This is a genomic window from Bacteroidota bacterium, from assembly GCA_039111535.1.
Lineage (GTDB): Bacteria > Bacteroidota > Rhodothermia > Rhodothermales > JAHQVL01 > JBCCIM01.
In genome coordinates, this window is sequence record JBCCIM010000005.1 from 1 (window position 1) to 14,628 (window position 14,628).

11 protein-coding genes are annotated in these 14,628 nt (G+C 51.4%); 8 read left to right on the plus strand and 3 right to left on the minus strand.

What is annotated here, in order from left to right; genetic code table 11:
- Nucleotides 1-32: 32 nt before the first annotated feature.
- The 3 genes from AAF564_01390 to AAF564_01400 form a co-directional block, all read right to left on the minus strand.
- Nucleotides 33-1,637, minus strand: a complete 1,605-nt coding sequence (locus AAF564_01390) for a glycosyltransferase family 2 protein (protein ID MEM8484165.1) — start codon at nt 1,635-1,637, stop codon at nt 33-35.
- A 94-nt stretch (nt 1,638-1,731) separates the two neighbouring features.
- Nucleotides 1,732-4,728 (minus strand): tetratricopeptide repeat protein, encoded by a 2,997-nt coding sequence (locus AAF564_01395; protein ID MEM8484166.1) that lies wholly within the window; start codon nt 4,726-4,728, stop codon nt 1,732-1,734.
- Between the two features lie 131 nt (nt 4,729-4,859).
- A complete protein-coding gene (locus AAF564_01400) occupies nt 4,860-6,125 on the minus strand; it encodes an ATPase domain-containing protein (protein ID MEM8484167.1) in 1,266 nt (421 codons plus the stop codon).
- A 658-nt stretch (nt 6,126-6,783) separates the two neighbouring features.
- Here AAF564_01400 and efp point away from each other — a divergent pair.
- From efp to nadD, 8 genes are all read left to right on the plus strand, one after another.
- A complete protein-coding gene (efp, locus tag AAF564_01405; GenBank protein ID MEM8484168.1) occupies nt 6,784-7,356 on the plus strand; it encodes an elongation factor P in 573 nt (190 codons plus the stop codon).
- A 38-nt stretch (nt 7,357-7,394) separates the two neighbouring features.
- Nucleotides 7,395-7,916 (plus strand): acetyl-CoA carboxylase biotin carboxyl carrier protein, encoded by a 522-nt coding sequence (accB, locus tag AAF564_01410; GenBank protein ID MEM8484169.1) that lies wholly within the window; start codon nt 7,395-7,397, stop codon nt 7,914-7,916.
- 124 nt (nt 7,917-8,040) lie between these two features.
- A complete protein-coding gene (gene accC / locus AAF564_01415; GenBank protein ID MEM8484170.1) occupies nt 8,041-9,390 on the plus strand; it encodes an acetyl-CoA carboxylase biotin carboxylase subunit in 1,350 nt (449 codons plus the stop codon).
- A gap of 17 nt (nt 9,391-9,407) precedes the next feature.
- Nucleotides 9,408-9,794, plus strand: coding sequence for a glycine cleavage system protein GcvH (gene gcvH, locus AAF564_01420; protein ID MEM8484171.1), 387 nt, complete (start codon nt 9,408-9,410; stop codon nt 9,792-9,794).
- A gap of 88 nt (nt 9,795-9,882) precedes the next feature.
- On the plus strand, nt 9,883-11,451 hold the full coding sequence (guaA, locus tag AAF564_01425) for a glutamine-hydrolyzing GMP synthase (GenBank protein MEM8484172.1): 1,569 nt from the start codon (nt 9,883-9,885) through the stop codon (nt 11,449-11,451).
- Nucleotides 11,448-12,902, plus strand: coding sequence for an ABC transporter substrate-binding protein (locus AAF564_01430; GenBank protein MEM8484173.1), 1,455 nt, complete (start codon nt 11,448-11,450; stop codon nt 12,900-12,902). Before guaA ends, AAF564_01430 begins: the two co-directional genes overlap by 4 nt.
- 225 nt (nt 12,903-13,127) lie before the next feature.
- Complete coding sequence (gene bamD, locus AAF564_01435; protein MEM8484174.1) at nt 13,128-13,994, plus strand: outer membrane protein assembly factor BamD; 867 nt, start codon at nt 13,128-13,130, stop codon at nt 13,992-13,994.
- A gap of 6 nt (nt 13,995-14,000) precedes the next feature.
- Nucleotides 14,001-14,588, plus strand: coding sequence for a nicotinate-nucleotide adenylyltransferase (gene nadD / locus AAF564_01440; protein MEM8484175.1), 588 nt, complete (start codon nt 14,001-14,003; stop codon nt 14,586-14,588).
- The last annotated feature ends 40 nt before the right edge of the window (nt 14,589-14,628 follow it).

Here is a 14,628-nt window from a genome sequence, read left to right on the forward strand (position 1 = left end):
AACTGCTACAAAAAGCAGACCATTTCATGCGGCTAGCGCGCCGGCGTACCGATACGCTCCAGTTTACCCCACACCATACCAAGCCCTAAAAATTCTTCTACGGTTGCAAACGTTTTGCAAACATCGATTATCAGGATGAAAAACAGCCTGTAAAAGAGCGAGTAGAAAATGAGCCGGGCCTCCTCTTTCTCAACCGCTACGCAATAGAGCGCAGCGATAAGATCCAGAATTGTAAGGCTCAGCCACCAGTAGGCAAGAAAGTAAATCAGGCCAAAGGCGGTGGCAATAAAGATGAAATACAGGTTTGCAAACACATTCATCACCGGCCAGATCAATGACTCAAAGGCCATTGCCCACATAACCATCGTTCCGCCGAAGTTGATGGTTGGATTAAAAAATAAATCCCGGTGCTTACGAATGGCCTGAATAATACCGCGCGTCCAGCGATAGCGCTGTTTCAGCAAGTCGGTAAGTTTGTCTGGTGCTTCAGTAAAAGACTGTGCCCGCGGTTCATATTCTACGCGCCAGCCTTCTCGGATAATTTTCAGTGTCAGATCACAATCTTCAGCAAACGTATCTGAGCTATAACCGCCGGCATCAATGATGGCCTGCTTCCGAAACAACCCAAGTGGCCCTGGAATGATGTTAACGAGTTTAAACAGGCTTTGCGCAGACCGGGCCATGTTCAACCCTTCTACGTACTCAAGGGCCTGCAAAGTTGTCCAGATATTGTTGCGATTGTCCACTTTTACGTTGCCGGCCACCGCGCCAATACGCGGCTCACGGAAGTGGCGCATGGCCTCGCGCAGGGTACCAGGCGAAAGCTGGGAATCACCATCTACGCATAATACAAAGTCGTGCGATGATACCTGAATGCCGGCATTAAGCGCCGTAGACTTCCCACCGTTGGTCTTTTCAACCAATTTCACGGTAGCGTGGCCATAGTCACCAACAAGACTGTGAGCAACGGCCCGCGTATCATCTTTAGAGCCGTCATCTACAACAACTATTTCAAAAGAAGGATAATTCAGCTTAAGGAGCGAACGCACCGTATTGGTGAGCAACTTGCCCTCATTATAGGCTGGCACAATAATCGAAACCGGTGGATATCCTTGTGCGGACTTCTCTGAAATGGTGTACTTGGCGGTATTCAGATAAGCAATATTGAGCAACGCCAGATAACGCAACAGAAGCACTACAAGGAAGAATACAAGGGCGACAATCGAAGAATACACGCCAAGTCCTTCCCAGGTGAGCGTTGTGCGCTTGCCGGTCCAGTTGCGCAAAATACCGCCCGGGTCCTCCATAAACACGTAAATAACCGCAAACAGAAAAACCGACAGCAACCCGTAGGTTAGCATGCGGCGGCGGTACTTTTTCCCTTTGTCCTCTACTTCATCAGCATCAGAATGGTCATCGGGCATAAACGCCTTCCGCACCAGTGGCATCTGGCGCCGGCGAGGAAACCAATCGTCTGGCGGAATGACCGCTGTTCGCTGTGAATAAGGCGCAGAAAAGGCAGGAACGCGCGCATCTTGTTTGTTCTCGTCTTCCCGTACCTCTTCCCCTTCAGATGCTTTTGCATCTTCATTGCCTCCGGAGAGGAAAGAAAAGATATTTCTAAATGATGCTTTCATAAGATCGAACAAGACCCGCAGCGGTCTACATTCGGTGTTTCCAAATTCATTTTGTATCCGTACAGCAGTATCAAAACGCTACACTTTCACGCCATTAAAGGGTCCAATACAGCGATCCGGAAAAGACAAACGTTTTAAACCCTTCGTCACGGAGGAACTGCTGTCCGTCAAGAAATCTTACAGAGTAGCCGCCACTTCCACTCAAACTAAAGGAAAGATGCGGGTTAAATCGGTAAATAAGGTCTGACTCAAGCCGCATGGCAAATGCACCACGACGGTATGATACCAGGCCAGTTGTGGCACGTGTGCGCCAAAACCACTTGGTCCACACCTCATTTTCGTATTCGAGCCAGATATCGTACGCCTGATAGCCCATCGGGGAGAAATACGTTTCAAGCGTATGGCGATAATGAATGTTGTTAAAGGACAGGCCGAGATAGGTATTGCGCAGGACCCGGTAGCTGGCTTCGAGTCGAAGGTCTGTCCCTCTGTTATACTGAATGCGCGTCAAGGTACTGTCTGGTCGGCCATTGACGAGGTTCAGTGCAAGAGAAGCGCTCAGGCGCAGGGTCGAATCCGGCATAACGTTTACTGTTCGCGCCTTCACATCAAACTGGGTCAGGCGCAATCCAAACTCGCCCCCTGCAGGCGACCACAATTGTAGCGCAGCTTCTGTACTACGCGCGCCAATTGACGCCGTATACTTGTTCGGCACCTGCTTCAGGTAGCGCAAATCAGCAAACCCGACGGTACGGGCGCCAGAATAATCAAATACGCCAAACTGCAACCATAGCCGGTTGGTGTAGCCGGCATTAGCAGAGTAAACAGGCGGCGTTATATCAAAATAGCTGCCGGCCATCACCTGGTTGATGCGCGTCAGGGTATTGGTTGTACCAGGCAGCAGGCGGCGCGTGCCGTTCACAAAATGTGAGACAAGGCCGGCTGTGATCATAAATGGACGCGGCATTGCTGGCAAAGTAACCTGGGTAAGCAACCCCTGTCCCCAGTGCTCATAACTTGTGATGCTGCCTTTAGCGCGGATATATTGCGATACAGGCACAACAAGCCCTACAAAATCTGTGTCGATAGCCCGCTCCACGAGACTAATGCGTTGTATAAGCCGCTCTTCGAACTCAGCCTGAAGGCGAGAGTTTTCAGCCAACCGGTCCACGCGGGAAAGGTAAACGGAGTCGGCCTGCCGGTAACGCAATGATTCCAGATAGACCTGCTGGAGAAACTCGCGGGCTTCCGCATCACGGGGGTTTTTATCGATCACTTGCTCCAGTTCGCGAATGGCGCCGGCGTGATCCCCGAGGTAATACCGATTTCGGGCAACCTCTTTTGCGACAGAAAGGGTGTATCCTTTGCGCTGAATCGCTTCAAGAATACTGGCTGCTGTTTGAAAGTCCCCTGAAAGCGAATAAAGCTGCGCAAACTCTTGCATGTCTGAGCGTGTCCGGGTGCCTTTCATCTGGAAATACGACTCATACTGCGCGATGGCATTATCGTACTGCCCTTCAACGGCAAGGGCGCGCGCTTCACCAAGCGCATCAACTTCCCGATTAATTTCGTCCCGGCGGAGGGCCTGCTCAATTCTGCGATCGAGGTAGAGGAGCCGGCCGCGGTCTTGTGGCAAACCAAACGTAAATGCCCGCCGCAACAACATGTCAGCTTCTTGCGGATTGCCTTGCTGCAAATGCAATTCAGACAAATCAAGCAATACATCCACATCTTCCGGATATGATTCCAGATAATTATTCACCCGGACAAGCGCATCCGTGACCGGTGTATCACAGGCAAGCACAATACGCACGTAAAGCCGCAGGTATTGCACATTTTCAGGATTGTATTCCAGCAACGTCGAAGCTTCACCAAGCGCATCGCTGTACATGCCAATATCGAGTAACAGGCGGGCGTACTGATAGCGAACACCATCCAGTTCAGGGTGCAGGGTCAGCCAACGGCGGTACAATTCAACTGCGTCTTCCGGGCGCCTGGCAATCTGGAAAAACCCGATGAGCTGCGAAATTCTACTTTCGTTCTCCGGTTCTTCAGCAAGTTGTTTTTCCAGTTCAACAATGCGTTCCTGGATCCACGTATTCCGCCGGCTGTCGAGCATTTGCAACCGGTGCATGTATCCTGCATCCTGCGTATCGATGTGTTCGGGGACCAGGAGCGTACGGTAAGCTTCTTCGATCCGATCTTTTTCAAGGTACTCATCTACCAGCGCATACCGCACGAGCAGGTTGTCGGGCTGGTGGGCCAGTAAATACCGGTATCGGTCGATGGGATAGACAGGCGAATTACCTGTCGCGCGTACAAGCGCTACATCAATTTGCGAGAAAAGCTCAAGCCAGCGCTGCGTGCCGTCGTGCCGCTCAGCAAGCAACATCAGTTGTTCATGGGCCGAATAATACCGGTTGTAACTGAGCAAGTCGTAAATAAAGCGATACCGGCGCTCATCAAGTTGCGGATAGTCTGCCGGGTCAGCTACAGAAGCGGGCGGCGGGTTTTCCAGCCGTTGCTCCAGGGTTTCACTCGCAGTTGCCTCAGCAAGCCCTTGCTGAGAGAGTGCGTGGTCCGGATTTAACTTGAGGGCTTGTCCAAACGCTTCTCGCGCAGCATCAAAATTGCCCTGCCACATGCGGAAATAGCCGAGCCGCATGTACAGTTCATGGTCGGTAGGATAAATGGCGAGGTACTTTTCGGCTGCGGCTACTCCCCGTGCCTCATCACCCGGGTAACCGGCAATTGCAATGAGGTATCGCTGGATGGTATCTGGCGACCCCTGCATGTGCTGCAGAAACCGCTCATACTGCCCAACGGCCTCGCGAAAGCGGCTGTTGTCGTACAACATGTCGGCGTATTGCCGGCGCGCCTGAAAGTCGTTGGGCGAACGTTCGAGGTGCGCATGTAATGCTTCCGGGCTATCAAAAGAAGCTACGCCGTCCACTTGCTGAACGGGCACCTGCGCCATTGCAGATTGTGCAGAAACAATCCACAGTAAAATCAAACCAGCAACAACCATAGCGGACATCACAACGGCAATCTTGCTGTCGGCGGATGGTGATATGTAATCAGTGCGCTGCATCAGGTGTAAATTCTCAACAGTTAGGCGGATCTGATACGCCAGCTATCATGCTATCCAAAAGCCATGCCGCACACAGGGGCCGCAAGTCGCTTTCAGCATTGGGGGCGCAATAAAGGTGGAAATGTGTCCTGTTAGTTGCCTTCGAGGGCATATGCGAGGAAATCTTCCGGATTTTCAAAAGGTTCGCCGTTAGGCACAACGACAGCCGATACAACATGCGGCAGTTGATCAGCCACCGACGGGTATTTTTCTCTGAGCTGGTCTTGAATTGATTCAAAAAACTCCTGAACGTTGTCTCCTTTTTTGTTAGGCAGAAAAGCGATGATGCGGCCCCGGGCCATATCGACCAGAATATCTTCCGGGTGGACAACAATCTGCTCAATGGCAGGGAGCAACATATCGAGTCCAATGGTGCCATCAGGCGTGGACTGTTCTGCCTCCATGCGGAGCGCTACGAGAAGGAAAGGTTTGTATTTTTTACTGGCCCGTTGTTTAAACGATTTCTTAAGCTTTGCAAAAAAAGCTGCGTGTGAATTTTCCAGCGCGCGCAAAGAATCTACGGCGACAGAGGGCACCGGCATACCGGCAAGCGACAGGCTCTCCGGGTTAATTGTCGTCGACGAGGCCTCAAAAGGAGAGACTGGTACGTCGTGTCCCGGGGTGCCCAGGGATCCAAGTTGGCTGCCGGCCATTCCTGAAGGATTATCAGCTAGCGACAACATCGGAATATCCCACGGATCTACAACTTCGTGCGTAACGTGCCCAAGGCCAGGCCAAAGTACCAGCCGGCGGCTGCCCGTCGGACCTGCACCTTTGGCATCTTCGGGCATTGAAACATGCATGGAGCCCGACATCTGGTTGCGCATGAATTCCATGATGTGCTGCGACTGCGCATTAATGATGTCTGGCATCATCAGTAGTACAGTGGTTTGCACCGTAGCCAACTGCCCCATCATCCAGCCAAATACCTGGCGAAAACGGTCAAAGGAGCGAAATTGCAAGAAAGGCACAAAATCGTTAATCAGTACCCGTTGCGGCCGCTCAGCCATGATAAGCTGGACCAACTCTTCAATTGCACGCGAAGCAGTAGCATCTGACATGTTAGGGCCAGGGGCCGACGCAGGGATCCAGACCATTTTAACGCGGCCCTGCTTCTGTGCCTGATCAAGATCAAAACTTACCGAAGCAGCCTGAATCATCCAGTCCTGGGGCCGGCCGGGAGATAGAAACAGCGTCTGTTCCTCCAGCACGACACCCGTCTGCAGAAACAGCATACCCAGTAGACCTCTCCCGTTGGAAGCATGTCCATAGCACATGTATGACCCACCCTGGTACATACCACCCCAGGATTTGTCGACTACATCGATGCCCGATAGGATTTTAGGGACGTAAGTCAAAGCTGCCGAAAACCTGATTAATAAATAATATCGAGAAGAACAGCTGTAATACGTTGAGGGGATTCAGCGTAGGTATCCTGTTTAATCGACAGTCTAACCTGCATCGCGAATCCGTTCGACTTGCCTACTTTCACGAGAGACGCATAAATCAGCATTTAAGAACCAAACAGTGCGTCGCTCGGTGTGATCTGGCAGGTGAAACAATCCGTTTCAGCCGCCAACTCAAATGCCAAACCAGCATCGCTTTACTTGCGCGTGCAGAGAGTTAAACTTTTTTTCTCTCAATTCGTTGCAATTTCTTTTTTTACGGACCTTTGGCGGGGTCTTTGGCAATTAGGATTGGTAGAGAAGGTTGATTTTCAGGAGCTTCGATAAGCTTTTTATTATTAACCAATCATCCCCCAGTACGCCCGCCAGCACGGGTTCGGTGCACCTGAAGGACAGCAATTGGCGCGCTACCCGGGTTCATCGCCGGCCGCTTAAAATCGCCCGTATCAAGCGATGAGATCACGTCACAAAGATCGTGCTCGCAAGGTGCAACAAGGTTGTTCTTAAAATCTGATTAAACTTCGCAAAGGAATGCTGCTTGCCAACCAAATGGCTCGTATTATACGCGGAGCTGTCAGATTTAACGCATAGATTCTTTTTTTCGAAAGTTATGGCAGATACTAGCGATTTCCGGAATGGCTTAACGCTCGTGTATAATAATGACCTCTGGTCGATTATTGAATTCCAGCACGTAAAACCGGGCAAAGGCGGTGCATTTGTGCGCACCAAACTTAAAAACGTCAAAACCGGCCGTGTTGTAGACAACACGTTTCGTGCGGGCGAGAAAGTAAAGACGGCACGTGTAGAAAGAAGACCCAATCAGTTTCTCTACGAAGACGACCTGGGCCTGCACTTTATGAATACAGAAACTTACGAGCAGTTTTCCCTCCGGGCTGAAATGGTAGATCGCCGGCCTTACATTAAAGAGGGTGGCATCGTGGATATTCTTTTTCATGCAGAAACGGATCAGCCCCTTACCACTGAGATCCCTACCAATGTCGAGTTGCAGATTGTGGAGACGGAGCCGGGTATTAAAGGAGATACTGCGCAAGGTGCAACCAAACCGGCTACCCTTGAAAGCGGCGCCACGGTATATGTACCGCTGTTTATCAATGAAGGTGATGTAATCCGGGTCAACACCGAGACAGGTTCTTACGTCGGCCGTGTAAATTCTGCGTCCTGACGCAACGTACTTTTTGTTAACACTTTTGTGTGCATATTATGGATCTATCGCAAATTAGAGAAATTCTCAAAATCGTTGCTGAAAGTGGCGTGGCTGAAGTGGAAATCGAAGAAGATGATTTCAAAATGGTCGTTCGGCTGAACACACCCAACGTGTCAATACAGTCGCAGGCCCCAGCCTACCCATTCCCGCAGCCTGTTTATGCGCCCCCACCGGCGTATGCACAACCACCGGCAGCACCTGTTGCACCCGCGCCGGCACCAGCAGCAGCAGCGCCTGCCGCACCTGCGGCGGCTACCCCTGCGCCGGCAGCTGATCCTGCCAATACCATCAAGGCCCCAATCGTTGGCACCTTCTACCGCGCTCCGTCGCCAGAAGCTGACGCTTTTGTCAAGGTAGGAGACACCGTGCAGGTGGGTGATGTACTTTGCATCATTGAGGCCATGAAACTAATGAACGAAATCGAATCGGAAGTAGCGGGTACCATCAAAGAAATCCTGATTCAGGATGCTGAACCCGTTGAATACGATCAGCCGCTATTTGTTATTGAGCCCGCGTAATTGCGTCGGATTGCTTGAACTATACAGGCAAGCGAGGGGGTATCCCCCTGCGCTACGTTGTTAGACCATACCAATTCCGTAACAGGTTCAACCTCGAACCTGCCGGAATTAGTCAGATAACTGTATGATTAAGAAGGTTCTTATTGCCAACCGGGGTGAAATTGCATTGCGCATCATCCGTACCTGCCACGAAATGGGCATCCAAACGGTTGCAGTCTACTCTACCGCAGATCGGGATGCATTGCACGTGCGCTTTGCAGATGAAGCCGTTTGCATTGGCCCACCAGCCTCTCGCGAAAGCTACCTCCGCTCAGACCGGCTGATTGCTGCCGCAGAAGTCACAGGCGCCGACGCCATCCACCCGGGCTACGGTTTTCTTTCCGAAAATGCTGAGTTTAGCGACATCTGCGCTGATCACAACATTAAATTTATTGGCCCTTCAGCCCACACCATCACCTTGATGGGTGACAAGAGCCTGGCCAAACAGACCATGCAGGCGGCCAACGTCCCGACAGTCCCTGGCTCTGCCGGCATCCTGGCGAATCCGCAGGAAGGCATGGCACTGGCTGCAGAGATGGGATATCCTGTACTGGTAAAAGCCAAAGCAGGTGGCGGCGGACGCGGCATGCGCGTCATCGAACGGGAAGAGGATTTTGCCAACCAGTTTAATGCTGCGCAATCAGAAGCAGCTGCTGCATTTGGGAATGGCGATTTGTACCTCGAGAAATTTGTCACCCAGCCGCGGCATGTTGAGATCCAGTTGCTTGGCGATGGCAAAGGCACCGTCATTCACTTTGGCGAACGCGAGTGCTCTATCCAGCGCCGGCACCAAAAGCTGGTGGAAGAATCGCCCTCTCCGATCATCACGCCAGAGCTACGGCGTCAGATGGGAGAAGCAGCAATCAAAGGGGCCGAAGCAGTCAATTACGAAGGCGCCGGCACCGTCGAATTCCTGGTTGATGCTGACCTGAACTTCTATTTCATCGAAATGAATACCCGTATTCAGGTTGAACACCCGGTTACGGAAGAAGTAACGGACTGCGACCTCATTGAATACCAGATTCGCGTTGCAATGGGTGAAACCATTCGCAAACGAGAGATCGAAATGGAAGGCCACTCGATTGAGTGCCGCATCAACGCAGAAAATCCATTCAAAAACTTCAGCCCTTCACCGGGCACCATTACCACATTCCATCCTCCGGGTGGCCACGGTATCCGATTGGATACCCATGCATATACTGGCTACAAAATCCCGCCACACTACGACTCAATGATCGGCAAACTGATCGTTCGGGCACACACGCGGGATCTTGCCATTAAAAAAATGCGTCGGGCACTGGATGAATTTGTCATTGAAGGCGTAAAAACCACCATTCCGTTTCACAAACAACTGATGGTGCACCCCGACTTCCAGTCTGGTAACTTCGACACCCATTTTCTTGAGACTTTCGAGCTCAAACCTGAAGCAGAGTAACCTAAATCGATACGTTTATGGATTTCCCAGATCAGTTGCGGTACAGCAAAGACCACGAGTGGATTCGTGTAGAAGAGGACGGTAAAACAGCCGTAGTTGGCATTTCTGCCTTCGCGCAGGGTGAACTCGGCGACATCGTATTTGTCGAACTGGAAGATGTTGATTCTGCCATCGGCAAAGACGAGCCTTTTGGTACGGTCGAGGCCGTCAAAACAGTTTCAGAACTATTTATGCCCGTTGCCGGCACCATCATCGCCCATAACGATGCACTGGAAGACAATCCGGAACTCATCAACAATTCTCCATATGAAGACGGCTGGATGGTTAAAATTAGCCTGGATGATCCAGCACAAGTCAATGAGTTGATGGCTGCTGCAGACTATGCCACAATGGTTGGTCAATAATTTAGCTATTCTTTCTTTTAGCCCTGCTGCGTATCCGGAATCGTGACCCATCGAGTCTGGTACGGGAAGTGCCCAATTTATAAGTGACATGCAGGAACGCATCATTATCCTGGATTTTGGTTCACAATTCACCCAGTTGATTGCGCGTCGCGTGCGTGAGGCCGGCGTCTACTCTGAGATTTACCCGTGTACCGAGTCCCCTGAAAAAATCAGGGCGCTCAATCCTGGCGGACTCATTTTGTCTGGCAGCCATTACTCTGTTTACGACGATGACGCCCCCGCACTCGACCCCGAATTTCTGGCATTTACGCGGCAAGATGGTTCGCCAGTGCCAGTTTTGGGCATTTGCTACGGCCTCCAGTCTATGGCCTATTGTCTCAATGGCTCCGTTGAGCAAGCCGCCCGCAGGGAGTTTGGCCGCGCAGCACTGATTGTCAACGACAACACAGACTTGCTGGCCGGCGTATCGTCGGGTGCTACAGTGTGGATGAGCCACGGCGACCACATTACCAACATGCCGGCCGGGTTCGACATCATCGCGCACACAGAAAACGCGCCTATTGCTGCGGTAAAACACAATACCAAACCACACTACGGCGTACAGTTTCACCCGGAAGTAGTGCATACCGTACCGGGCAAACAGATCATTGAAAACTTTGTCCTCAATATCTGCGGCGCATCGGGCACCTGGTCTCCCCACTCTTTCATCGATGAAAAAAAGCGTGAAATCAGGGAAACGGTTGGTGATAAACACGTAATTCTAGGCTTGTCGGGCGGGGTTGATTCTTCCGTTGCCGCAGTGTTGCTGCATGAAGCAATCGGCACCCAGCTCACCTGTATTTTTGTAAACAACGGTCTGCTCCGCAAAGGCGAGTGGGAAGAGGTACAAGAAACGTTTCGCGGTACGTTCAACATCAACCTCCGCGCTGTAGACGCGACCGACATTTTCCTGGACCGACTGGCCGATGTGGAAGACCCGGAGCGCAAGCGCGTCATTATTGGCAACACTTTTGTTGAGGTATTTGAACAGGAAACGGAAGCCATCAGCAAGGAATTGGGCATTAAGCCGGCGTTCCTTGCCCAGGGTACCCTTTACCCTGATGTAATCGAAAGCGTGTCTTTTAAAGGCCCTTCTGCTACCATCAAAACGCACCACAACGTAGGTGGACTGCCAGAGAAACTTGGGTTTGAAATTCTGGAGCCCTTCCGCGAGTTGTTCAAAGACGAAGTGCGTGAAATTGGCCGGATCCTGAATATTCCCGAGGCCATCATTGGTCGGCATCCTTTCCCCGGGCCAGGACTTGCCGTTCGGATTCTCGGACCTATCACCCGCGATGCATTGGCCGTTCTGAGCGAAGCAGACGCTATTTTCATTGAAGAACTGAAAACCCAGGGGCTTTATGATAGCGTATGGCAAGCCTTTGCCGTACTTTTACCTGTACAAACTGTTGGCGTCATGGGAGACGGCCGAACCTACGAAAATGTATGCGCCTTGCGCGCAGTCACCAGCGTAGACGGCATGACCGCTGACTGGGCAAAATTGCCCTATGATTTTCTGGCCCACGTATCAAACCGTATTGTAAACGAAATCCGGGGAATTAATAGAACGGTCTACGACATCAGTTCGAAACCCCCAGCAACCATTGAGTGGGAATGAAAAGGTTATTTTTATTGATTTCTGTTGTACTCCTTGCGTGGAGCGTACAACCAGCGTCAGCACAACTGACCCAACAGAATCTGATTCCCGTAATAGAATCAGCTGAATCGGTATTTGCCACAGCAATCCAGGCGTACGAAGACCAGGACTACGAGACTGCTGCACGCCTTTTTGGCGTAGTTGCCAATACCTTCGACATGCATAGCAAAACCACCGCATCCCTGCTGATGCGCGGTAAAGCGCTGTTCATGAACCGGGAATACGACCAGGCTGTTGAGGTATTACAAGATTTCACGGCAACCTATCGCACCAGCCGATACATCCGGGATGCCGAGCAAATTATGCAGATGGCTACGCAAGACCCGGCCTCCTTCGCACAGGATACCCAGATCTTCAAGCTCGGCATTGCACTCCCGCTCAACGGCGACGCCTCCGCCCTCACACAGCAGATGTTTAATGGCATCCGTATGGCTGTCGAAGACCACAATGCGGTGCCTTATGACAGCCTGATGGGGCCTACCAGAAAAATTCAGATGGTTTTTCGGGACACGCAGAATGACCAGGGGGTCGCACAATCTGCCATCCGCAGCCTCGCAGCAGAACAGGTGAATGCCATCATTGGGCCGCTGTTTAGCAGCGAAGCCCTTGCTGCAGCACAGATAGCGGAACAGGAAGGCATTGTGTTGCTTGCACCGCTTGCAACTGACGACGCTGTTTCTCGCAGCAAACAATACGTATTCCAGGCCAACCCAACAATTGCAACCCGCGGCCGGCTGATGGCCCGACACTCAGTACTTGGCCTGGGCATCAATGAAATTGGCATCATCGCCGACCTGAATAACAACGAAAGCCTGCGCATGGCAAAAGCCTTTGCAGATGAAGTGCAGGCATTGGAAGCAAACCTGGTGTTCAACGAAGGCATTGCCAACGCCAGAACATGGTTTCGCCTTTCAGAAGGCATCAGCAAAGACACCTTATTGAAAGCAGATGCCATTTACCTGCCCATTAACGGTGGCAATGCCTCAACCCTTATTGGGGGTGCCTTAACAAGCCTGGACCGGATGGGTTTTGGCTCTCGCTTGCGCCTGCTTGGCAATGTGGAATGGCATAACATTTCCCAGGTCTCCCTCGCCGGCAACTACAGCACCACCTATTCAAACGATTTTTACCCCAACCCAACAGACTCGCTCACAACAGAATTCCAGATTCGTTATCGCACACAAACCGGCGCCGATCCCACCCGCCTATCGTATAGCGGTTACGACGTAACGGATTTCCTGGCCCAACAGATGCAGCGAGCACTGTATGAAAACCGCCCCCTGGACTTCGTGATGCGTCAGGCCCCCATGTACGAGGGCTATGCCAACAGGCTGGATTTCTCGAAAGGCAACGTCAATGAAGCCATGTTTTACCATCGCTATGGCGGCGGTACGGTAGAGTTGATTCGTTAACCAGGCGGAACCGTTTGGCCGCTACAGATTACACGTTACGCGCTTTTGAACAAAAGCGACGGTGACGATACCCCCTTTGTTTAATGCGGGGCTAATCCGCCCACCACCTTAACACCTACAACCAGCTGGCTCGACGAAAGACCAGGCGTATTTGCCCGCGGGTATATACTATTTGGGATTGCAGGACGTTATTACCTGGAATCATCTTTCAGTGGCTTCTATCATATGTTCAAATCCAGACTTTTTCTCGCTTTGTGCTGCACGGTAATGCTTGTTGCCGGCTGTGGCAGTGCAAACCGTATTTCGTATGACACCCCACAAGAAGCCTTCGGCAAAGGTAAAGTGCTGTACGAAGAAGGAAAGTATACAGCAGCAATTACGTATTTCCAGGGTGTTTTCAGCTTCGGCCGTACACACCAATGGGCCGCTGACGCGCAGTTGTACCTTGCACGGGCTTACCGCGACAACAAGGAATATTTGCTGGCTTCAAACGAATATGAACGGTTTACAAAAATCTACCGCGCTGATCCCCGGCTTGCACGCGTAAATTTTGAGCGGGCTGAAACGTTTGCCCAAATGTCTCCCGCGCCAGCACTGGATCAATCAGATACAAAGCGTGCCATTCAGGAATTCCAACTCTTTATTGACCGTTTCCCAAATGATGACCTCATCGGTGAAGCGCAAGAGCAAGTTGTTGCCCTGCGTACAAAGCTCGCTGAGAAACAATTCCTTACGGCCCAGCTCTACGAACGTCGCGAATTGTTCGAAGCTGCAGCCCTGTCTTTTGAATCTGTATTCGACCTCTACCCGGATACGCCGTGGGCGCAGCCGGCGCTCGTTGGTGCAATTAAAATGTATATCGCCTTTAGCGATCAGAGTATTGCCCTGCGTCAGCCAGAACGCCTCCGTTCAGCCATTAAAAACTACGACCGCCTGATTCAGATCTTCGAACCCAGTGAACATCACAAAGAAGCTGAAAGCTATTACGAGCAGGCTCAGGCCAAACTCAAAGCGCTACAAGACGCGGATGCTGCAAAAGATGCAGCCATGAAAACAGCCTCTACCGAAGCAGCTGAATCGACGGAGAACTAACACTGCATGAAGATCGGGATCTATGGAGGATCTTTTAATCCTCCACATATTGCCCATCTGGTTGTCGCAGAATCCGTAAGAGACCAGTTTGGACTGGATAAAGTTCTCTGGATCCCCGGATATATCCCTCCGCACAAAACACATTTGCGACTGGTTGATGCAGCACATCGACTAGCCATGGTGGAGTTGGCGACGGCAAGCAATCCGTTTTTTGATGTATCAGACATCGAAATTGCGCGTAAAGGCACCTCATTTACCATCGACACGGTAACCGATCTCAAGAACAATGAGCCCGAAAACACCTATACGCTCGTAATCGGTGAAGACAGCCTGCTGGACTTTATGACCTGGCATCGACCGGCAGATATTGTTGATGCAGTAGAACTGCTCGTTTACAGCCGCCCGGGCCGGGCTGATGAAACAGCAGAAGCGCTGGCGTTATTTCCGAATCGTATACATTTTGCAGAAGCCCCGCTACTCGATGTGTCTAGTGCTTCGCTAAGGGCGCGCATCAAATCAAACCAATCTATCCGGCATCTTGTACCCGATCCAGTCTTTGCCTATATAAAGCAACACGGACTGTATCAGGACTAACCGCCTGCACCTCTGCTTTGTAATCCTTAATCTTTAACTC